The sequence below is a fragment of the Streptomyces sp. NPDC053427 genome, assembly GCF_044544985.1.
GTDB lineage: Bacteria > Actinomycetota > Actinomycetes > Streptomycetales > Streptomycetaceae > Streptomyces.
In genome coordinates this window covers 161,914-183,473 of sequence record NZ_JBITYA010000006.1, presented here as the reverse complement: position 1 = coordinate 183,473, position 21,560 = coordinate 161,914, and the positions used below count along the sequence as shown (strand labels likewise).

Annotated in this window: 19 protein-coding genes; 9 read left to right on the top strand and 10 right to left on the bottom strand. The window is 71.7% G+C overall.

All coding sequences use genetic code 11. The annotated features are described in order from the left end of the window. Positions 1-47 precede the first annotated feature (47 nt). From ACIGWZ_RS18205 to ACIGWZ_RS18175, 7 genes are all read right to left on the bottom strand, one after another. Complete coding sequence (locus ACIGWZ_RS18205; RefSeq protein WP_400065719.1) at positions 48-791, bottom strand: SDR family oxidoreductase; 744 nt, start codon at positions 789-791, stop codon at positions 48-50. A 96-nt stretch (positions 792-887) separates the two neighbouring features. Beyond that, entirely contained in the window at positions 888-2,411 is a 1,524-nt protein-coding gene (locus tag ACIGWZ_RS18200; RefSeq protein ID WP_400065717.1) for an MDR family MFS transporter, read from the bottom strand. Between the two features lie 127 nt (positions 2,412-2,538). Further along, the gene (locus ACIGWZ_RS18195) at positions 2,539-3,063 is read right to left on the bottom strand and encodes a cupin domain-containing protein (protein ID WP_400065715.1); all 525 of its coding nucleotides are present in this window, start codon (positions 3,061-3,063) and stop codon (positions 2,539-2,541) included. Positions 3,064-3,206: 143 nt separating this feature from the next. Beyond that, entirely contained in the window at positions 3,207-4,442 is a 1,236-nt protein-coding gene (locus ACIGWZ_RS18190) for a class I adenylate-forming enzyme family protein (protein WP_400065713.1), read from the bottom strand. 6 nt (positions 4,443-4,448) lie between these two features. Next, a complete protein-coding gene (locus ACIGWZ_RS18185) occupies positions 4,449-5,927 on the bottom strand; it encodes an amidase (RefSeq protein ID WP_400065711.1) in 1,479 nt (492 codons plus the stop codon). A gap of 100 nt (positions 5,928-6,027) precedes the next feature. After that, a complete protein-coding gene (locus ACIGWZ_RS18180; protein ID WP_400065709.1) occupies positions 6,028-7,146 on the bottom strand; it encodes a 3-dehydroquinate synthase II family protein in 1,119 nt (372 codons plus the stop codon). Beyond that, positions 7,143-7,949 carry a 2-amino-3,7-dideoxy-D-threo-hept-6-ulosonate synthase gene (locus tag ACIGWZ_RS18175; protein WP_400066450.1) on the bottom strand — a complete coding sequence of 269 codons (807 nt, stop codon included), beginning with the start codon at positions 7,947-7,949 and terminating at the stop codon, positions 7,143-7,145. Before ACIGWZ_RS18175 ends, ACIGWZ_RS18180 begins: the two co-directional genes overlap by 4 nt. A 374-nt stretch (positions 7,950-8,323) precedes the next feature. On the opposite strand from ACIGWZ_RS18175, the gene ACIGWZ_RS18170 reads away from it, so the two are divergent. From ACIGWZ_RS18170 to ACIGWZ_RS18140, 7 genes are all read left to right on the top strand, one after another. Next, positions 8,324-9,520, top strand: a complete 1,197-nt coding sequence (locus ACIGWZ_RS18170) for an FAD-dependent monooxygenase (protein ID WP_400065707.1) — start codon at positions 8,324-8,326, stop codon at positions 9,518-9,520. 775 nt (positions 9,521-10,295) lie between these two features. After that, positions 10,296-11,582 (top strand): IS701 family transposase, encoded by a 1,287-nt coding sequence (locus tag ACIGWZ_RS18165; RefSeq protein WP_400065705.1) that lies wholly within the window; start codon positions 10,296-10,298, stop codon positions 11,580-11,582. Between the two features lie 398 nt (positions 11,583-11,980). Beyond that, positions 11,981-13,066, top strand: a complete 1,086-nt coding sequence (locus ACIGWZ_RS18160; protein WP_400065703.1) for a 50S ribosomal protein L11 methyltransferase — start codon at positions 11,981-11,983, stop codon at positions 13,064-13,066. Between the two features lie 39 nt (positions 13,067-13,105). Next, positions 13,106-14,530: an iron-containing redox enzyme family protein gene (locus ACIGWZ_RS18155; RefSeq protein WP_400065701.1), complete on the top strand. Its 1,425-nt coding sequence runs from the start codon at positions 13,106-13,108 to the stop codon at positions 14,528-14,530. Further along, complete coding sequence (locus tag ACIGWZ_RS18150; RefSeq protein ID WP_400065698.1) at positions 14,530-14,850, top strand: Rieske 2Fe-2S domain-containing protein; 321 nt, start codon at positions 14,530-14,532, stop codon at positions 14,848-14,850. The genes ACIGWZ_RS18155 and ACIGWZ_RS18150 overlap by 1 nt, the downstream gene beginning before the upstream one ends. Positions 14,851-14,946: 96 nt before the next feature. Further along, a complete protein-coding gene (locus ACIGWZ_RS18145) occupies positions 14,947-16,221 on the top strand; it encodes an ATP-grasp domain-containing protein (RefSeq protein WP_400065696.1) in 1,275 nt (424 codons plus the stop codon). 49 nt (positions 16,222-16,270) lie between these two features. Beyond that, a complete protein-coding gene (locus ACIGWZ_RS18140) occupies positions 16,271-16,918 on the top strand; it encodes a LysE family translocator (protein WP_400065694.1) in 648 nt (215 codons plus the stop codon). A 17-nt stretch (positions 16,919-16,935) separates the two neighbouring features. Here the strand turns inward: ACIGWZ_RS18140 and ACIGWZ_RS18135 are convergent, their stop codons facing one another. The 3 genes from ACIGWZ_RS18135 to ACIGWZ_RS18125 form a co-directional block, all read right to left on the bottom strand. Next, a complete protein-coding gene (locus tag ACIGWZ_RS18135; protein ID WP_400065693.1) occupies positions 16,936-17,490 on the bottom strand; it encodes a methylated-DNA--[protein]-cysteine S-methyltransferase in 555 nt (184 codons plus the stop codon). A 143-nt stretch (positions 17,491-17,633) separates the two neighbouring features. Then, positions 17,634-18,398, bottom strand: a complete 765-nt coding sequence (locus ACIGWZ_RS18130) for an Ada metal-binding domain-containing protein (protein ID WP_400065691.1) — start codon at positions 18,396-18,398, stop codon at positions 17,634-17,636. A gap of 38 nt (positions 18,399-18,436) precedes the next feature. Further along, complete coding sequence (locus ACIGWZ_RS18125; RefSeq protein ID WP_400065689.1) at positions 18,437-19,024, bottom strand: RNA polymerase sigma factor; 588 nt, start codon at positions 19,022-19,024, stop codon at positions 18,437-18,439. A gap of 459 nt (positions 19,025-19,483) precedes the next feature. On the opposite strand from ACIGWZ_RS18125, the gene ACIGWZ_RS18120 reads away from it, so the two are divergent. Together ACIGWZ_RS18120 and ACIGWZ_RS18115 are read left to right on the top strand one after the other, a co-directional pair. After that, positions 19,484-19,702: a hypothetical protein gene (locus ACIGWZ_RS18120; RefSeq protein WP_400065687.1), complete on the top strand. Its 219-nt coding sequence runs from the start codon at positions 19,484-19,486 to the stop codon at positions 19,700-19,702. Positions 19,703-19,766: 64 nt separating this feature from the next. Beyond that, positions 19,767-21,152, top strand: coding sequence for an aldehyde dehydrogenase family protein (locus ACIGWZ_RS18115; RefSeq protein WP_400065685.1), 1,386 nt, complete (start codon positions 19,767-19,769; stop codon positions 21,150-21,152). The last annotated feature ends 408 nt before the right edge of the window (positions 21,153-21,560 follow it).

Below are 21,560 nucleotides of genomic sequence, written 5' to 3'. Positions count from 1 at the left end.
AGCTGGTTGCCCCGGGTGGGACGGCAGCGGGACCGCGGCGCGAGGGCTCAGGCGCCGAAGCCGCCGTCGATGTCCAGGCTCGCGCCGGTGACGAAGGCGGACTCGGGGCCGGCGAGGTAGGAGACCATCGCCGCTACTTCATCGGACCTGCCGAACCGGTCCAGGGCCATCCAGCTGAGCATGCTGCTGGACATGGGACCGTCCGCCGGGTTGGCATCCGTGTCGGTCGGGCCGGGCTGGACGTTGTTGACGGTGATACCGCGCGGGCCCAGCTCCCGGGAAAGACCGCGGGTCAGCCCCGCCACCGCCGCCTTGGTCATGCCGTAGACGGAACCACCGGGGAAGGGGATGCGGTCGGCGTTGATGCTGCCGATCGTGATGATGCGGCCCCCGTCCGGGAGATGCCGGAGCGCCTCCCGGATCCCGACGACCACGCCACGGATGTTGACGTTGATCATCGTGTCGATGGCGTCGAGGGGCAGATCCTGCACGGGACCGAAGGTGCCGCCCCCGGCGTTGTTCACCAGGATGTCCAAACTGCCCAGCGCCCGTACCGTCTCGTCGACGGCCGCGGCGATGTCCTCGTCCTTGGCGCTGTCGGCCTGGATGGCGTGGGCGCGCCCGCCCGTGGAGCGGATGCCGGCGACGACCTCCTCCGCGCGGTCCTTGGAGTGGGAGTAGGTCAGTGCCACGGCGGCGCCGTCGGCCGCCAGGCGCTGCGCGATCGCCGCCCCGATGCCACGGGATGCCCCGGTGACCAGGGCGACCTTGCCGTTGAGGGTGTCTGTCACGTTGTGCTTCCTCTCACAGGTATATCGATTTCTCGGTGGTGCGATGTGTTGGGCGGGGGTTCGTGGGGCGGCGGCGGTGCCGCGCGCCGGGGCGGATCAGGTTTCCGCCGGAGTGCCGCCGCGCTCGGCGGACGGCAGGAAGAGAGCGACTATCGCGCCGACCACGCAGAGGCCCAGCGTCCACCAGAACGCCGCGCCGAACGCCTCGGTGATCGGCCCGACCAGATGGGGTGAGGAGGCGACCGATGCGGCGGACCCGTTCGGGCCCAGACGGTCGGTGAGCTGCTGCTGTACGACGACGGCGAGCAGCGCCGTGCCGACCGAGCCGCCCAGCTGGATGGAGGCGATCAGGGCGCTGCTGGCCCGGCCGGTGTTCTCCGGAGGGATGCTGGTGAAGCCGGTGGACAGTGCCGGAGCGAGCGTCGTGCCCAGACCGACGCCTCGTACCAGGAGCGCGACGACGAGCAGCGCGGTGTCATCGGCGGGGTCGAACTGGGTATAGGCGACGGTGCTGATCGCCGCGAGGGCCATGCCGGCGAGTACCACGGCGCGGGGGCCGAACCGGGCGACGAGACGCCCCACGGCGGGCAGGATCAGGACCGTGCCGACGCCCTGCGGCGCGAGCAGCAGACCCGAGGTCCAGGCGTCGAACCCGCCGCCCTGCTGGAAGAAGAGCGGCAGCAGGAACATCATTCCGTAGACCGAGGCACCGAACAGGAACGAGCCCAGGGCGGCGGCGGTGAACCGGCCGGTGGCGAACAGCCGCACATCGATGAGCGGCACGCCCCGCATACGGAGCGCGTGCACCACATAGGCGATCAACAGGACCGCACCGACGCCGAACGAGACCAGGACGACCGGGGCGCCGATGCCACCGCCGGTGGCGAGCTGGGAGAAGCCGAGCAGCAGTCCCGCGAGGGCGGCGGGCAGGAGGGCCAGGCCGGTCACATCGAGCCGGGAGACGCCCCGCTCCTCGCGGGGCGGGTCGGTGGGCAGGATGCGCTGGGCCAGCACCGCGCACAGCAGGCCGAGCGGGACGTTGAACCAGAACAGCCAGCGCCAGTCGAGGTTGTCCATCAGCACACCGCCGACCATGGGGCCGAAGACGGGGGCGAGCGTGATGGGGATCTGGACCATGCTCAGCACGGTGGTGGCGCGCTTCGGTCCGGCCGCACGGGCCAGCATCGTGAGCATGATCGGCTCGAACATGGCCCCGCCGATGCCCTGGACGACGCGGGCGCCGATCAGCGAGCCGACGCTGGTGGCGACGGCAGCCAGGACACAGCCGATGAGATAGACGACGAGGGACGCCTGCCAGAGGGTCTTCTCACCGAAGCGGTCCATCGCCCAGCCGGCGATCGGGATGGCGACGGCGATGGCCAGCAGATAGGCGGTGCTCACCCACTGCACGGTGGACAGGGGCACCGTGAACACCTCGGCGAGGCGCCCCATGCCCACCGACACGATGGTGGTACTGAGGAGGGCGATGACGGCGCCCAGGGACAACGTCGAGCCGATGGGCAGCAGGCCCTTCTCGTCCTGCTTGTTTCCCTCGGAGGGCGCCTCGGCGCGCGGGGCGTTGTCGACATCCGGCGGGTGTGCCGCCGCGGTCTCTTCCATCGTTACCTTCCGTGCTGTCAATGCGTTCCGTGCCGTGCGCTCCTCGCGTGTGCGCGCGGCCGGTGGGGTGTGTGGTCCGTGTGCGGCCCTCGGGCCGGAAGGCGCTCGGACCGGTGGCGGGCCGGGGTCAGCCGGCGGGTTCTTCACCTGGCTCCCAGCCGTGGCGCGCGCCTATCTCCGCGATGCCGGGGAAGCGCTCCGGGGGCCACGGCTGGGGCTGTACGCCCGCCTGGGCGGGGTCGCCGGCTTCGAGGAAGAACTTGTCGAATCCGGCGGGGGTGAACAGGAAGACCATCTTGGCCACGTGCAGGCCGGTGTTCTTGAACCGGTGGGTCACTCCGCGGGGTATGAAGACGAAGTCACCCTGGTGAGCGGTGAACGTACGGCCCGAGTCGAGGATTTCGAGCTCACCGGAGAGCAGGTAGTACGCCTCGTCCTCCGCCCGGTGCACATGGGCGGCCGGGCCGCAGCCGGGCGGCACGGAGGCCTCCATGAAGGCCAGGCGGCCGCCGGTGTTCTCATGACTCGCCTTGATGGTGTACGTGTCGCCGTCGACCCAGACGGTCGGGCCTTCCCCGGCCGGGACGTGCAGGACGCTTCGGGGACGCTGCGGGTCGTCTTCCTTTCCCTCGGTCATCGTTGCCTCGGTCATGGGGCCTCCAGCTCGGGTGAGTGCGGAAAGAGAGTCGGTGCGACGCGGAGCGTCCGGTTCAGTGGAATGCAAAAGGGAAACACCGCCGGATCGGGAACGGTTGCATCCCGGGCCGAAAGGCGGCCCGGGATGCGTTGTCTGAGTCAGATGGCGAGGGAGCCGTCGCGGCCGAGGTGCCGGACGACGGCCCGGTCGGCGACCTGCCGCTGGGTGGCGCCGGCGGTCAGGCCGCGCCGGTCGGCCAGCGGGTCGAGCCGGCCCAGCAGCCGCAACGCCCCGCCCACCGGATCGACCTCGACCAGGTCACGGGTGCACAGCCAGCCGCCCGGGTCACGCCCGCCGTCCGCGAGGAAACGCGCCGGAGGCTCCTCCGGCGAGAGATACGGCGAGCCGGGCAGCCGTACCTGCAGTTCCCCGGAGACCAGCCGGACACGGACGCCGGGCGCCGGCACCCCGACCGTTCCCGGCCCGTGCGCCCCGGCCGCGTCGACGGCGATGATGCCGGTCTCGGTCGTCCCGTACGCCTGGCCGATCCGCACCCCGAAGCGCTCGGCGAAGCGCGTGGGGACCTGCCGCTCCAGCACGTCACCGGCGGAGATCACCGCGCGCAGCCGAGGCAGCGGCGGCGGCGCCCCGTCGTGGTGCGCCAGGGCCGCGAAGTGCCCCGGCGCACCGAGAACGGCGTCGACGTCGTGCGCCCGGCAGGCCTCGAGCACCGCCCGGGGACCGGTGTCCCGGGCGAAGACCGTGACCGCGCCGGTGTTCATGGCATGCAGCAGCCCGCCGATGAGCCCGAAGGAGTGTTCCGGCGGCGCGAGCAGCAGTGCCTTCTCACCGTCGTGGGGCATCCCGCCGATCGCACGGAAGCGCCCGAGTTCCGTGGCGAGGGACTCGGGCGTGCGGCCGATCGCCTTGGCGATGCCGGTGCTGCCGGAGGTGAACTGGACCAGGCAGTACGGGGTTTCGGCCGGGCGGCCGCCGACCAGCCGGCGGACCAGTACCTCGCACTCGTCGTGGAAGGTCCCGGCCGCCCACCCGGGGGCGTCGAAGGAGAGGTGGTACTGCGGCCGGCAGCGGTCCAGGAGGGTGCCCAGCTCCCGGCCGCGCAGACCGGGTCCCATCAGCATCACCTGGGCGCCGCACGACCACAGCGCGAGCAGCGCCCACATCTGCGTGAAGCTGCGGGCACCTTGCAGGGCGACGGTGTGGCCCGCCCCGATGCCGTACGACCTGAGGGTGTGACGTAACGACGTGACCTGGGCGCGCAGTTGGCCGTAGGTCACCGTGCTGCGGGCGATCGCCCAAGGGGCGTCGGGCGGCCGGTTCTCCAGCAGCCCGGCGCCCCACCAGTCGGTGTCCCGACGGGAAGTGAGGGACACCGTGACTCAGCCTTCCCGCTCGCGCCGCAGCTCCAGGCGCTCGTAGCCCTCGTGCCAGGGGCGGCGGCGTTCCATGGCGGCGCAGGCGGCGACGACCTGCGGCTCGTCGAAGCGCCGGGCGGCGACCTGGAGGCCGACCGGGAGCCCGGCCGGGGTGAAGCCGGCGGGGACCGTGGCGGCGGGGCTGCCGATGAAGTTGTACAGACCCGTCAGGCACCAGCCGACCAGCGGATTGACGCTCTGACCCGCGACCTCGGAGGGGCCCACGGTGGTGCGGTCGGCGGCGTTGGGTATCCGTGCCACCGACGTCACCGGGCTCACGATGAGGTCGTACTCGTCGAACACGTCCTCCAGCGAGTCGAGGAGTTCGCTGCGCAGGACGTCCTCGAGGCGGTAGTCGACGGCCGAGGGACGCCCGCCCATCTCCAGGAGTTCCAGGTAGGTGGGCGCGATGCGGTCGCGGTGGGCGAGGACGTCCACGCCGGCGCGCCGCATACGGGTGAGGAACTCGACCTGGCGGACGGCCTGCATGCGCCGCCACAGCGCGGTGAACTCCTGGTGGGGACGCGGCAGTTTGATGTCCACCTCGACGACCTCGGCACCGTCGTCGATGAGCGCCCCCAGCGATTCCCGTACGACCGCGGCCACATCGGGTTCGACGGGGAAGCCGCCGAGGTCGGGGGAGTAGGCGACGCGCAGACCGGTCAGCGGGCGCCGCAGCGCGTCCGCGAGGCGCTCGGGCGCGGCGGGCAGGGAGTAGGGGTCCCGGGGGTGCGGGCCGGCCATCACCTCGAACATCAGCACCCCGTCCTCGACGGTGCGGGTGACCGGGCCGTAGCAGACCATGGGGTTGAGCAGGCCGAACGCATTGGGCCGCACCACGGTGGGCACCCGTCCGAAGGTGCCCATCAGGGCGAACACCCCGCACAGGGAGCCCGGGACGCGCAGCGAGCCGCCCGCGTCGGACCCCTGGGCGATGGGGACCAGGCCTTCGGCGACGGCCGCGGCGGCGCCGCCGGAGGACCCGCCCGCGTTGGCGGCCAGGTCGAAGGGCGTGCTGGTGGGCCCGAACAGGAAGTTGTCGGTGATGGCCTTGTGGCCGAACTCCGGGGTGTTGGTCTTGCCGATGACGATGGCCCCGGCCTGCTGGAGCCGTTCGGCGCTCACGCCGTTCGCCTCGGGCACCGTGTCCTGGAAGGCGTACGACGCCTGGGTGGTGCGGATGCCCGCCACCGGGTCGAGGTCCTTGATACCGATGGGCAGACCGTGCAGCGGCGGCAGCGGGGCGCCGGTGAGCACCTCGCGCTCCGCACGCCGGGCGGCGTCCAGGGCCTCGTCGGCGCAGACGGTGACGAAGGCGTTGACGGCGGGGTTGCGGCGTTCGATGCGGTCGAGACAGGCCTGGACCAGTTCGACCGGGGACAGTTCACGGCGGCGGATCATCCCGGCCAGGCGGGCGGCCGGCTGATAGGCGAGTTCATCCATGGTGCGACTTCCCTCCACTTCGCGCGCGGCCGGCCCGGGCGCCCCCGTACGGGCCCTGGGAGACGGCCCGTACAGTGGGCGCCCGAGCCGGCGCGCCGGCCTACTTCTCGACGCAGAACTCGCCTACCGGCCAGCCGACATGGCGCTGGTCGGTCGCGAGGTAGCCCATGAGCTTCTCGCCCTTCTTGAGCTCGGTGACGTTGCGCACCGCGTCCCCGGGGCCGAGGACCCGTACGTGCCAGTCGTCCTGGACGGCGAGGCTCACCAGGGTGCCGTCGTCGGCGCGGGTCTTGATCGTCAGCAGCGGGCGCGATTCGAGCTTGACGCGGCCGACCACGACGCGGCGGGTGCGCCCGGTGGTGCTGACGGCCAGGACGGTGTCGCCGGCGCCGAGTTCGCTCAGGTAGTTGGTGCGGTTGTCGGTGCCGAGCACGTACGACTGGAGGGCACCGGCGTTGACGCGGAACGGCCGGGTCGGCATGTAGGGCAGCGGATGCGTCTCGCTGGAGCACAGGATGAACCCGTGGGAGTACGAGCCGACCAGGATGCCCTCGTCCTTGTGCAGATAGCTGCAGGTGTCGACGCACACCCGGTCGCCGAGCCCGCTGTGCTCGATGGACTCCACCGTCAGCTCGGTCAGCTGGAGCGGCGGGGTGTCGGTCTGGAGGAGCTCGGCGAGCTCCAGCACCTCGGCGACGGAGGTGGGCGCGAGGAGGATGCCCTCCGAGCCCTTCTCCAGCACATCGAGGATGATCTTGGCTTCCTCCAGGGAGTCCGCCCGGCAGATCAGCTGGCCGGGGGCCTTGTCGGCCGCGGCGATCACGATCTCCAGCGGGATCTTGGTGGGGTCCTTGAAGGTGACCGCGGTGTAGGGCAGGGCCCGTGCGGCCGAGCACGCCAGGGTGAGCGTGGCGTCGTCGTCGACCGGTACGTGGGCGGCGACGGAGTCCTGGCCCTCCAGCGCCCGGCCCTGCAGCACAGAGAGGCCGGCGTTGTCCGTGACGTCGGTGAGCAGTACGTCGTAGCCGTCCCAGCCCGCGGCGGCCCCGTCGCCGGGCCCCTTGGCGACCAGTACCTTGCGCACGGTCGGGGGGAGGGTGGCCAGGATCTCCGGTCCGTCGTCGACGATGCCGTCGATCCGGGCGTGCACGGCCGCCTCGACCAGCGCCACACGCTGCTCGGCGGAAACGGAACGAATGTCAATCCAGGCAAACTTCACATCGCACCTGCCAGTTCGGGTAGGGAGCTTGAATTCGGGGCGGTTTCCGGTCGTGGTTCGTGGACGGCGGCGGCCAGCGTGCGGACCGCCTCCGCCGGGTCGGGACTGTGGAACACGCGGCGGCCGACCGCGAGTCCGCGGCAGCCGGCGTCCATCGCGAAGTGCGCGAAGTCGGTGAGGCCACGGCCGTCGCCCGAGCCGCCGGCCACGACGACCGGGACCGGGGTCTTGGCGACGATGCCCGCCATGTCCTCCGCCGAGCCCGCGGCGACGGTCTTCACCAGGTCGGCGCCGAGGTCGACGGCGATGCTCACCACATGCGCGAGGAGCGCGGGGTCGCGGGGGTCCTGGATGCGCGGCCCGCGTGCGTACATCATCGCCAGCAGCGGCATCCCCCAGCGGTCGCAGCCCGCCGCGATCGCGCCGAGGTCGGCGAGCTGGCGCTTCTCGGTGTCCGAGCCGATGTTGATATGCACGCTGACCGCGTCCGCCCCGGCGCGTACGGCTTCCTCGACACCGCCGACGAGGACCTTGGCGTCGCCGTCGGGTGCGTGCGGAGTACTGGCGCTGAGGTGGACGATCAGGGCGGCGCCGTTCAGCAGGCCCGGTTCGATGGTGCGGGCGCGCCCCTTGTGCACGACGATGGCGTCGGCACCGGCGGTCACCACCTCACCGACGATCCGGCTGAACCCCGCGGCGTCGGCAATGGGGCCGTCGGCCACGGAATGGTCCATGGGTACGATGAGAAATTTTCCGTCGCCGGGCCTGGAAAGCCGGGTAAGGCGCAGCGATTTTCCGCTCAGGGGTAGTAGGGGCACAGGACCCTCCGTAAGCACGGGTGATACGGGAACCGTCAGTCGGAACTGCGGATTGATAAAGACCCGGAGAATGATGAACTCTTGGGTAACGGGCCGAACCAGGCCGGGCGAAAGACTTTTGGAGCGCTCCGGCTTCAGCCCGTGTACGTTCCCGCCGGAGACAGATTCTTATGGCCCGGCGGCGTCCTGAGCAACATCCTCGGGGCTCCGGCGCCGAATGGCGAAGAAGTTGACGGCTACAGCGGTACTTCGCCGGCCGGCAGAGGCCAATTTCCCTGAGAACGCAACCGAGTTGCGCTCTTCGGTGTTCTGCGGATGACCGTGCCCGAAGGGGCACCGCGCCTGTAGAGGAGGGGCCGATGGGGAAGGACACGCCGCCACGCATCGCTGTGGTCGGAGGAGGGCTGGCGGGTCTGACGCTCGCGCTCGCGTTGCACCGGGCCGGGCTGGAGTGCCGGGTGTATGAGCAGGCGCCCCGGTTGGGGGAGGTGGGAGCGGGGCTGCAGCTGGCGCCGAGCGCCACCAGACTGCTGCACCGTCTGGGGCTGGAGCCGGCGCTGCGGTCGTCGGCGGTGACGCCCGAGGCCATGGAGTTCCGCCGCTGGGCGGACAGTTCGGTCATCAGCCGTGGGCTCCTGGGGGAGTACTGCGAGAAGCGGTACGGCGCCCCGTACTACGCGCTGCACCGCGCCGATCTGCACCGCGCGCTGGTGGAGGCGCTGCCGCCGGGCATGGTGCGGCTGAACGCCCGGTGCACGGTGGCCGAGGAGGGCGCGGACGAGGTCGTGCTGCGGTTCGCGGACGGCTCCGAGGCGGTGGCGGACGCCGTCGTCGGCGCGGACGGCATCCATTCCGTGCTGCGTCAGGCCCTGGTGGCCGACCGGCCGCGGTTCTCCGGTCAGTCCGTCTACCGCGGGCTGGTCGACAGCCGGCGCGTCCCCGCCCTGGTGGCGGAGCCGCGGGTGCAGCTGTGGCTGGGGCCGGGGCGGCATTGCGTGTGCTATCCGGTGTCGGGCGGGAGGCTGGTCAACTTCGTGGCGACGGTGCCCACCAGCGGTTCCGAGGGCGAGTCGTGGTCGCGCCGGGGCCGGGTGGCGGATGTGGCCGCGGCGTACGAGGGGTGGTGCGAGGACGTCACTTCGCTCATCGGCGCGGCGGACCAGGTGAGCCTGTGGGCGCTGCACGACCGCGATCCGATCGAGCGGTGGAGCACCGGCCGCGTCACGCTGCTGGGCGACTCGGCGCATCCGATGCTGCCGTTCATGGGCCAGGGCGCCAACCAGGCCATCGAGGACGCGGTGGCCCTGGCGGCCTGTCTGCGCGACGCCGCGCCGGGGGAGTTCCCCGATGCGCTGCAGCGCTACGAGTCGCTGCGCAGGCCGCGGACCACGCTGGTGCAGGAGCGTTCCCGGGGCAACAGCACGGCGTTCCATCTGCCGGACGGCGATGCACAGCGCGAGCGCGACGCGGCGATGGGCACTCCCGCGCCGGACCGGCAGGACTGGCTCCACAGCTACGACGTCGAGAGCTCCCTGGCGAGCCATCAGCCGGTCTGATCCCCGGCACGATCTCCCGGCCCCCTGGACGGCACCTGGCCTCCGGGGGGCCGTGTTTTTCCGCGGAGCCGCCGCGCGATTTCCTCACTGCGCCCCGTTGAATGTGGCCGGAATCCATCCGATCAGCTCATGGCCCGTCAGGTCACCCGGAAGGCGTTTTCCGCGGTGTTCCCTGAGGTCGGATCCCACGTGCCGTTCCGTGGATCTCCGATGCCAATTCTCCGCCCTGCGCCTATGGAACACCGCGGCGCGCCGAAAGGTTGCGGAAGGCCCGCTTCAGGAACGGCATTCGAGTCAAACCGACCAGCTTGATCGTTTTTCCGGTCCGGGCAGTTCTCTGCCCGTTACGTCACCAGAAGGCCGTCCACCTGCGTGCATGGTGCAGGGGATCGCCACTGAAGATCTCTTTCCATGGTGCACGCTTTACCTTTCTTTGGGTTAGCTTTTAGTTGCCGAGTCTTCGGCCTGTGAGGTTCGCTGGGGTTGGTCCGGAAAGTGCGCAGGGGGCGCCTTCGTGCGATCGGGAAACAAACTGACCGAAAAGTTTGTTTCTCTCGCCGGCCGGGCCATGCGTAGTAGCGGGGGGTTCACGACGCGACTGGGCCGGAGCAACCGGGCTTCGGGCGACTGCATATGCGCGCTCGCAGATACCGGAAGGCATCTGTCCGTTTTCTTGATGCCCTCTCAGCGTTATTCACCCCACCTGGAATGAAGCACGTACCGCGCCAGAGCAGGCGCGTGGCCATACGGCCGCGCGCCCGACGGAGGAGCTCTAGTGATCGTTACCGAGTGCGCTACCAGACCGACGGGCATCGCATTACCGACCGCAATACCTGACGCATTACCGACCGCGGAGAGCGTTCCGCACACGCCGTCCGACGAGGCGGCCGTCCGCATACCGCCCTCGCTGCCCGCGGACAGCGGCTGGGAACCGCCCGCCGCCGGCGGCCCGGCTCCCCGTGCCGACGACGGCCGGCTGAACATGGTCCTCGCCGAACTGGGGGAGCGGATCGGCCCGCTCTTCGCCCGCCCCGAACCGCGGGCGCAGGCGATGCAGTACGCGCTGGGCCTGCTCGCCGACGGCGGCCGCAGCAACACCTGGCAGCTCGCCCAACGGGTCGGCGACTCCTCGCCCTGGCGGATGCAGCGCCTGCTCACCCGAGCCCGCTGGGACGCCGACGCCGTCCAGGCCACCGTCCGCGGCTATCTCTCCGAAAACCTGGGCCATCCCGAGGCGATGCTCGTCCTCGGACAGACCGACGCCCTGAAGAAGGGCGCCAAGACCGTCGCCGCGGCCCGCCAGTACACCGAGCTCACCCGGCGCGTCGAGAACTGCCAGACCGCGGTCATGACCGCCTACATCTCTCCGCACGGCCGCGCCCTGATGGACCGTGAACTGCTGCTGCCGGAGTCCTGGACCGACGACCCGCAGCGCTGCATCAAGGCCGGCGTCCCCGAGGAGCGCCTTGCGTACCGGACCAAACCCGAGCTGGCCCGGACGATGATCGAGCGCGTCAGGGACGCGTCCGTACCCTTCCGGTGGGTGTGCGGCGGGCAGGACTACGGCCAGGACGAGGCGCTGCGCGGCTGGCTGGAGGAGCAGGGCATCGGCTATGTGCTCGCCGTGCCGGCCAGGCGGCTCGGCGCCGCCTCGGCCGCCGCGGCCATCCCCAAGCAGCGCTGGTGGCCGTCCCCGGGGGGCCCTGGCGAGCCCGGCGCCATCCCCGGCAGATGGGCGCGGCTGACGGTGCCGAACACCTCGCACTGGGGGCCCGCGCCGCCCCCCTGCGACGGTTTCACCCGCTCGCTGCTGCTGCACCGCCGGCCCGACGCACCACGGACCGACTGCTATCTGGTCCATGCCCCCCGGGGCACCAACGGCCACGCCATGGTCACCGCCGCCGCGGCCCGGTGCCATGCCCGGCGCCACCTGGACGAGGCCCGGCTGCACACCGGGCTCGACCGGCACGAGATCCGCACCTGGACCGCCTGGTACCGGCACATCACGCTCTCGCTCCTGGCCATGGCGGCCCATACGGTGGCGCTCGGCCGGGCCGGCTGACAGCGGCCGGCCCGCGCTTCTCGCCCTGCGGGCGAATTCGCCTGCGCGTCCTCCCGGTTCGACGCCCCATGGCGCCGCGCCGGGATGACGCCTGCCCGAAGTCGGAAGGCTCCTATTTCTTTTGTGGCGGCCCCGTCCACTGGATTGCGCATGAGCGAACGGTGAACTGTCAGGGGCGCGTCAGTAACTATCGGAAGGTTCCGCCGAAACGCGGTCTCCGCCCCTCGCGAAATCTCCAAGTACCGCAGTAGGACCGCACTCCCAAAGGTTCCTTGCCCGGCCCCCGCGGCGGATGGTGTCCTGAGGATGAGAACGACCCGCTTCGCCCCCATGGGCAATACACACCCCAGCGGCCGTCAATTCGGAAATTCATTCCGGAGGAGCGTGCACACACTGCCATGAGTATTTCCGCCAACTCCCTGACCAACGGGAATACAGAATTCCGCGACGAGGAATTCACCGCGCTCGATCTCGACGCGTCTCCGGGGCTGCGTCTCGCGCTCGCCTCGTTGCAGACGCAGGCGCAGGAGCTGAACCGGCTGGTGACCGCCACGGTCGACGCCATGGCCCGGCCCCGCGAGAGCCTGTCCCCGCACTCCGCGGCCTTCGCCGAGATCGCCGCCCGGACGATCCCGCGCTGGCACTTCGCCATGCTCAACGACACCGAACGCAACGACGCCCTCATCGTGGCGCTGGAGCGCCGCATCCCGGCCGGCTCCCATGTCCTGGACATCGGCACCGGCACCGGCCTGCTCGCCATGGCCGCCGCCCGGGCCGGCGCCGGACGGGTCGTCACCTGCGAAGAGAACCCGCTGCTCGCCGAGATCGCCCGTCAGATCGTCGCCGAGCACGGGATGTCCGATGTCATCACCGTCGTCAACAAGCGCTCCACCCACCTGGAGATGGGCAGCGACCTGGAGCGCCCGGTCGACGTTCTCATCTCCGAGATCGTCGACTGCGGACTGATCGGCGAAGGGCTGCTGCCCACCATGCGCCACGCCCGTACGCACCTCCTCGCCCCGGGCGGAATCCTGATCCCGGGCGCGGCGCGGGTGTACGGCCAGCTCATCCACAGCGAGGTGGCGGACGGCCTCAACCGGGTGGGCAACGCCGGCGGATTCGACGTATCGCTGATGAACGCGGCGTCGACCCGCGGACACTTCCCCGTACGGCTGCACACCTGGCCGCACGAGATGCTCTCCGGCCCCGTCGAGCTGCTCGACTTCGATCTGCTCACCGACCCGCTGGAGGCCGGCAGCCGGGTGATCCCGGTGCCCGTCACCACCGCGGGGCAGGCCACCGCGCTGGTCGCCTGGTTCGAACTCGACCTCGGCTCCGGGGTCGTACTGCGCAACTCGCCCGACAACGTCGGGTCCCACTGGATGCAGGCACTGATCCCGTTCGACAAGCCCGTCCCGGTCAGCCCGGGAGAGCGGCTGGACGTGGAGCTGCACTGGACGGACTACAGCCTCTCCGCACGCTGAGCCACCGCACCCACCTCACAGGAAGGCCGACCTGATCCGATGAGCCACACTCCGTTCCCCTACGAACCGTTCGAGCTGCACGGCCAGGAACTGCGCGACGCGGTCGTCCGTTACGCCAGCAACCCCATCTACCTCGACAACGAGGAGTGGCAGAACAGCGACAACCCCTACCGCCGCCAGCTGCGCCCGCAGGTGCTGCGGCATCTGGACCTCGACCGGGTCCCCGGCCGCGACGAGATACTGGACTACAGCAGCCTGGCCGTACAGCGCCTGCTCACCAGCATCTACGAGGCCGACCTGGTCTTCCTGCCCAAGGGCGGCCTCAAGGGCGAGGGCAAGTGGGAGGACTTCAAGCGCTTCTACAGCCCCACCAACCGGGTGCTCGGCGAGATGATCCGGCCCGCGCTGGAGCGGTATGCCTTCGGCTTCCTCGACAAGGAGGTCGAGACCTCCGGGACCTGGACGTCCGAGAGCCTGGAGACCTACCTCGAATCCCTCAACGCCCATGAACCGGCCGGACCTTCCCTCTCCGAGAAGGCCATCACCAACTCCACCGACCGCGAGCGCGCGGCCCGCATGTGGCTCATCCAGTTCGCCCCGGACTTCCTCTCCGAGGCGTCGCCGATGATCCGCAATGTGCTCGGCTACTACGGCGCCGCCCAGTCCGAGTGGTTCAAGATCGTCATCGATGAGTACGGCTACGGGGTCCACGACACCAAGCACAGCCAGCTCTTCGAGCGCACCCTGGAGTCGGTCGGGCTCGAGACCGACGTCCACCGGTACTGGCAGTACTACCTCAACAGCAGCCTGCTGATGAACAATTACTTCCACTACCTGGGCAAGAACCACGAACTGTTCTTCCGCTACGTGGGCGCGCTCTACTACACCGAGGCCACGCTGGTGGACTTCTGCCGCCGGGCCACCGCCCTGCTCAAGGACGTCTTCGGCGACCGCGTCGACGCCCAGTACTTCACCGAACACGTCCACATCGACCAGCACCACGGCCGGATGGCCCTGGAGAAGCTGATCCGCCCGCTCGTCGCCGAGCACGGCGAGCAGATCATCCCGGAGATCGTCCGCGGCATCGAGGAGTACCGCCGCATCCAGGACCTCGCCGACGAGGACTTCGCCACCCAGATCGCCTGGATGGACAACGGCCCCGAGTTCAAGAAGCTGCACGCGCCGGTGTGGGACGCCCTCTCCAGCGGCCGTGTCACCGCCCCGGTCGCCGACATCGTCGAGCCGTACGGCGAACTCTCCAACACCCACTGCCACGACGGCGACGAGCTGTGCCACATCGTGTCCGGCACGATGAAGTTCGTCTCCGGCTTCGACTCGCACCAGATCCTCGAAGCCGGTGAAGGCACCGTCATCCAGCGCAACCGGCTGCACGGGGCGATCATCGAGTCCGAGGAATGCGTCTACCAGATCCACTCGGTGGGGGATTACAAGAAGTGCATGTAGTGACGTTCTCCGTGGCCGGCCGGAACAACTGCGCGGTGGTGGCCGGCCAGCCGTATGTGTATGCGCGGACCGACGAAGGCTCCTTCGTGATGCGGGCCCGCTGTCCGCACCGCGGCGGCCCGCTGCACCTGGCCGAACTGGCCCCCGAGGGCAACCGGCTGGTGTGCCCGTGGCACGAGCGCAAGACGTCGCTGATCCGGCTGCGGCAGGAGATCCCCGCCGTACGCAGCGGCGACACCGTCACCGCGGTCTTCCCCGGGCTGCCCGAGGCCGAGGTCAGCTTCGGGCACCGGCCGCTGTCGGCGGACCTGGCGGGCTGACCGCGCAGTGCGGCCGGGGCCCCCGTGGTCCCGGCCGCCGCTGACCGACCCCGGCCCCGAGCCCTCCCACCACCGAGCGGACAAGGAACACCAGCTGTGTCTCCGTATCCTTCCGGCAGCCCCGCCGTCGTCGTCGATCCGTTCTCCTCCGGTGGCCTGTACGCCCCGGCATTCCGTGCCGCGGGCGTGCCGACGGTGGCGGTCGTGTCGTATCCGGAGATCCCGCAGGCCTACGCCGGGTCCTTCCGGCCGGAGGACTTCGACGAGATCCTGACCCTGAGCGGGGACGAGGCCCCGCTGGTGGAACGGCTGCGGGCGCTGCGGCCGCGCTGCGTCCTGCCGGGCGCCGAGATCGGCGTGGAACTCGCCGACCTGCTGGCGGCCCGGACCGTGCCCGAGGTGGCGAACGTCCCCGAACTGGCGGCGGCCCGCCGCCACAAATACGCGATGGCGCAAGCCGTCTCCGCGGCCGGGCTGCCGGTGATCCGGCAGCTGTGCACCGCCGATCCGGACGAGGTCGCCGCCTGGCTCGACGCAGAGCGGCTGACCGGCCACGACCTGGTGGTCAAGCCGCCGAAGAGCGCCAGCACCGACGGCGTGACCCGGATCGCCGGGGGGCTCGGCTGGCGCCGGGAGTTCGAGGCCCAGCTCGGGCAGCTCAACCAGTGGGGGATCCGTAACGACCAGATGCTCGTGCAGGAGTACGCGACCGGCACCGAGTACGTCGTCGACGTCTTCAGCCACGGGGGCAGCCACACCGTCACGGACGTGTGCCGCTACCGCAAGGTCGACAGCGGCGGGCAGATGGCGGTGTACGAATCCATGGACTGGGTCCCCGAGGACCGCCCCGAGGTGCCGGAACTCGTCGGCTACACCCGCGGTGTGCTGGACGCGGTCGGCTTCCGGTGGGGCGCCGCGCACGTCGAGGTGATGATGACTGCCGACGGACCGCGGCTGATCGAGGTCAACGCCCGGCCGCACGGCGGCGGCCACCCCCGCTTCTGCCGCGCCGCGACCGGCGACAGCCAGGTCGACCGGGCGGTGGCGTACTTCACCGGCCGTCGCTCCGTGCCGTCCGGCTACGAGCTGCGCCGACGGGTCCGGGTGGTGTTCCTGATCAGCCGGTCCTCCGGAGTGGTGCGCAATGCCGAGGTGCTGGACGGCATAAGGGAGGTGAAGAGCCATCATGTCTCGGCCGTGCCGGTGCGCAACGGCGACCGGATCGCCCCGACCAAGGACCTGCTGGGCACGCTCTCGCTCGGCTTTGTCGTGCTCGCCCACGAGGACCCGGAGCAGCTCGACGCCGATCATGCCGAGGTCCGGCGGATCGAATCGCTGCTGACGGTGGACCCGGAGGCGGCCGCGGAATGAGCCCACCGCCCCCAGGAACCACCGCCACCGGGCGCTGCCGGAGCCACCCATGATCAGCGGGTGGTTCCTGGGCAGTTCCCTGCTGGTGATCACGACCCCGGGCCCGGACGCGGCGCTGGTCGCCCAACTGGTGCTGCGCACCGGGCGGCGCGCGCCCGCGCTCGCCGCGGCGGCCGGCATGGTGACGGCGGGGGCCGCCCATGCGGTGCTCGCCATCAGCGGGGTATCCCTCGTACTGGCCGGCCGGCCCGAACTGTTCACCGCCGTCCGCTGGTGCGGTGCGGCCCTCATGCTGCTGTGGGGCCTACGGGCCCTGCGCTCCGCGCTGCGTCGCCCACCGCCGCACGAGCCGGGCACCGACCCCGGGCAGCCGCCCCCGGTGTCCCTGCGGCGCTGCTGGCTGCAGGGCCTGCTGTGCACCGGAGCAAACCCCAAAGTCGGGCTGTTCCTGCTGGCGTTCCTGCCGCAGTTCGTGCCGCCCGGTGATCCCCCGGGGCGCACCATGGCCGTGCTGGCCGCGGTCCATCTGTCGCTGGCATCGCTGTGGCTGGTCCTGCTGAGCGGTGCCGTGCATCTGCTGCGCCGCTGGGTGGCCGCGCGCCGGCCCGACGCGGGCGCCGGAGCGGCGCGCGTGGTCGAGGCGGTCGTGGGGACCGTGTTCATCGGCTTCGCCGTACGGCTGGGCCTCGGCGGATGAGCGGACGCCTCACCGGGTCAGCTCCGACATTCCAGGGCGAGCAGGAAGCGCTTGGCCTGGACGCCGCCCGCATATCCCGTCGGCCGCCCCGAGGCGCCGACGACGCGGTGGCAGGGCAGTACGACGCACAACGGGTTGGCGCCCAGCGCCTTGCCCACCGCCCGCGCGGATCCGGGACGGTGCACCGCCGCGGCGAGCTCACCGTAGGTGGCCGTCCCTCCGTACGGAACATGCTCCGCGACCGCCAGCACGACCTCTTTGCTGAACGGTGTGGCCAGGCTCGGGTCCAGCGGCACGGAGAACGAGCGCCGCTTCCCCGCGAGGAAGTCGTCGAGCTGACCGCGCGCCTCGCGCATCACCTCCAACCGGTCCGGACCGGCACCGTCCTCGTCCAGGCACTCCCGCGCCCCCGCCGTCAGCCGTTGCCGAACGGTCTCCGACGGGAAGAAGCCGCAGTAGAGCAGGGCTTCCTCCGTGGCGGCGAGCGTCAGACGACCGATCGGCGTGTGGTGCTCCGCGACGACCACGGCACCCACCACTTCGTTCACGGCCCCCCGGCTTCTGGCATGCATGACGTCTTCCTCCCCGCTGGGTGACATGACTGGGTGTCCCTTGTTGCGCGGCTCATGGCACGCCGCTGTCTCCCGCCTGGCGCGAGGGACTTCACGCCGCAACCGGCCTCACTTCGCGGCGGAGCTCATTCCGCCGCGCGGCCTCATGCCGCTATGGGCCGGCAGCTCTTGCAGGCGCGGTATCCCGCCGCGCGTGCGGCTCGCGCCGAGCGGAACGGCACCTGGTGCGGCGGGGTGATCCGCCGTGCGTGGGCACAGGTCGGATGGCAGTAGATCCGTGTGGTGTCGCTGCCGAGGAACACCGTCCCCGCACGCGACAGCCCCACCAGCGCGTCGTCGATGCCCTCGGCGCCGCGCAGCACCGCGCCCACTGTGGGCCCGTACCGCAGATCGCAGGGTCCGCCCTCGTCGAACGTGACCCGGTGGCAAGGGATCAGCAGCGGCACCGGATTGACCACCAGGGCCTCGGTGACGGCGGCATTGTCGGGGAGCGCGGCCTCCCGCGCGACCCAGGCGAGCGGCCGCAGCTGCCCGCGTGGAATGGTGCGTACCGCATCGAGCGCGGCACGCTCGGCTTCGGTGAGCTCCGGCAGATCGATCTGCAGATTCTTGGCACGCCCGGTGCGCAGCGCGGTCCGCAGCCCCGGCAGGGGCCGCGTCGTGGGGATCGCGCTCCGTCCCGTGCGGGCGAGGTGTGCCTCCTCGAACGCCCGGGGGCCGGGCAGCGTTCTGCCCAGCGCGGCTCCGGTCACGCCGTGCGCCCCGTACGCGACGTACAGCCCGCCGGCGGGCGCGTCGAGGTGCAGATACATGTCGTACCGGTCCCTCGGGATCCCGACCCGCTGCAGCACCCTGGCCGCGAAGTCCCCCGGAGCGGGACCCGCAAGCCCCGCCAGGGCGGCCTCCACTGCGCTCTTTGGCTGTGTGGTCCATTCCCCACCTCGGTTCACATCGTCACCTCCCTCAGCAACGCGACTTCTGGTTCCAGTAATTCACGCAGGGTGCCGAGCCCTCTCGACACCTGGGCCTTGACCGTACCGACCGGGCATCCCTGCACCTCGGCCACTTCGGCGTAGCTCATGCCGACCACATGCCGCAGCACCACCGCCTCCCGGGCCCGCTCGGGTAATCGAGCGAGCGCCGCGACCAGCAGCGCCCGGTCGGCGGCCGTCTCCGCCCGCTCCTGCGGCCCCGGTCCTTCGGCCGGCCAGCTCTCGCAGGAATCCTCCACACGAGCGGTGGCGACGGGCCGGCGGACACAGGAGCGCACATGGTTGCGCCACACGTTCGCGGCGATCGTCATCAGCCACGCACGGGGACGCAGCGCACGGCGCCGTTCCGCGGAGTACCCCTGCAGTGCCGTATAGGCACGCAGGAATGTCTCCTGGCCCAGGTCGTCCGCCTCCGCGGTGTTTCCCGTCACCCGGAGCAGGAAGGCATGGACCGCTGAGGCGTGGACCCGGACAAGTTCCGTAAAACCGTTGTCCAGATCCGTCGCCAGGCGTTCGCAGAGTGGCTCGGCTGTCTCGTCCATCACTCACAAAAACACCGAAGGGCCTCCGATGGTTGCACGGGCCCGTCGGAGCGCATTCCGCGGGAGCGGATCCATGGCGTCGCGCCGCTGCGGCGAGCGGGCCCGCCCGCGGCCGAGGGAGCCGTTCACCGCGGCCCGCTGGGCCCGTGTCGCCCCCGCGTCGGCCTCCCTGCGGCCCCGATGGGCGACCGCATGGCCGTCGCCCTCGCGCGCGGCTCGGCGCAGGTCCACGACCAGCGACGACGGGCCCTCACCTGTCCGGTCGGCGGCCGGGCGGGTGAATTCGTGCCCTGGGCTGTGATCCCCGGGGGCCGGGCGCCTTTAACACACCGATGGCACCTACGACCCGGCTCGCCGTCAGAAGCGGCAGGAGCCGGGGGAGCCGACGTCATCCCCCGTGCCACATGCCACCCGTGCCACTTGCCACCACCTCGTGCCACATGCCACCAGGAGCCCCGAATGCCCCACGCCCCGCGCGGCGTTCCCCGTTTCTCCCGCCGCGCACGCGCGACGCCCGAACGTCGGACTGCCGTCGCCGTCGCCGTCGCCGTCGCGGCCGCGGCTACGGACGGGCCGGACGACCGCCCCCGACCGGCCCGCTCCGCCCGCCCGCCGCGGACCGCCGCCGGCCGGGCCGCCCGCCACGGCGGCGGATTCCTGCCGGTTGCCGTGCGCTGAACGGCCGGGCCGTCCCCTCCCCTCACCCGCCCCCACCACCCCTACCCCTCCAGAACAGAGCGGCATGACCTCCTCCTCCACCCCCTCGGCCCCCACCCCCGCGCAGCTGTGTGCGGACCTTCCCGACCCCACGGCGCTCGGCCTGGTCACGTCGGGAAGCGCCGCCGGCGCCTCGGTGGCCAGCGCCTTCACCGGCCGGCGACTCGCCACCATCCCGGTGTCCGTTCCCACCGACGTCCACCTGGCCGCGGGGCGGGCCCGAGCCGCCCAACAGCTCTGGCACACCGTTCCGTTGTCGAGGAGAATCGGCATTCTGCGGGAGCTGCGGGCCCGGTTCCGGGCGGAGCGCGCCCTGCTGTTCCCGGCCCTGGTGCACGGCTGCGGCCTCGGCTCGGCCGACACCATGACGGAACTGCACACGGCCGACCGCTACTTCCCGGCCTGTGAGGCCGCCGCCCGCGCACACTTCCGCCGCTACCGCCTGCCCCGGCCGCACCTGAGCGGGCGCGTCGCCGCACGGACCGCCCCGGGGCACGCGGTGGTGACGTCCTGCACCGATGACGCCCACCCGCTGATGTCCCTCCTGGAAGGCGCCCTGCCCGCCCTGCTGTCCGGAAGCGCCGTCATCACCAGGCTGAGCGCCTGTACCGCGGTAGCCGCGCTACGGATGGCGCAGCACGCCCGGGCCGCCGGACTCCCGGACGGCGTCTGGCAGTTCGTCCTGCCGCAGAGCCGGACCGCCACCTGGGCCCTGCATGCCCTCCTCGCCGAGCACTGCGACGCGCGCGCCCCGCAATGCTGCCCGGCCACGCCCCGGCCGGACGGCGAAACCCTCGCCCCGCCGGGCCTGTTGATCGTGCGGCACGACGCCTCCGTCCCCGCGGCCGTGCGCGCGGCCGTCCCGTCCTGCTTCGGGCGCGCCGGCCGCACCTGCGCGGCGACGTCCCTCATCGCCGTGCACCAGAGCGTCTGGTCCCCGTTCGAGAGCGCCTTCACCAGGGCGGCGCTCCATTACGCGGCCCACCCCGCCAGCCGCACCGCCCTCCCCGTCGCCCATGCCGAACGCGGCGCCGCATGGGCGCGGGCCGCCCGCGCCTGCGGCGCCCGGCCGGTGCTCGGCACACCCCAGCGGTTCGCGCCCCGCCCGGACGCGCTCTGGCACCCCACGGTGCTGGCCGCGTCCTCCTGGGACGGCGCACCCATCCCGGCCGTCCCGCGGGCCCCGCTCGCGCTGCTGGTCCGCTTCACGGCCTGGTCCGAGGTCCTGGATCTGGCCCGGTACAGCAGCCACCACCTGGGGATGTTCACCCGTACCCGGTTGTCCCAGTTCCTGCCGCAGTTCGCCGGCCTCCCCGCCGAGCACCTCAGCCTCAACGCCGCACCGCGGTCGGGACTGTCCCCCCGGCAGGCGCTGCACGTCCTGCAGCGTCCGTCCGGCCCCTGCGGCTGAGCGCGGAGCGCCGAGCGCGGCCGCGCCGCCCGAGGACGGCGACGGCGTTCCGCCGGTGACGACGACGGCGGTCTTCGCCGCCCTCCTGGCCGCCGCGGCCCGCCCCGCCGTGCCGGGCCGCGCGATTCGCAGGGCCGCCGGACCCGAAGCGCGAGACGACGACCTCCCCGGACACCCCGGGCCCGTCGTCGCCGACGTGCACCGTGACCGCCCCGGCCTCCGCCGGCCACGCGAGGGTGGTCGTGGGTACGGCGTACCGGTGGGCGAGGTCTCGGTGAGGTCGCCGCGCGCCGTCACGAAGACCACCGGGGCGGCGATCCCCGCACCGCGCACGGCCCGGCACACAGCGTGCCGTCCGGGTCCGGCGGCCCGAGGCCGAAGCGCCACCGTGTCCACGGCCCCGTGCCC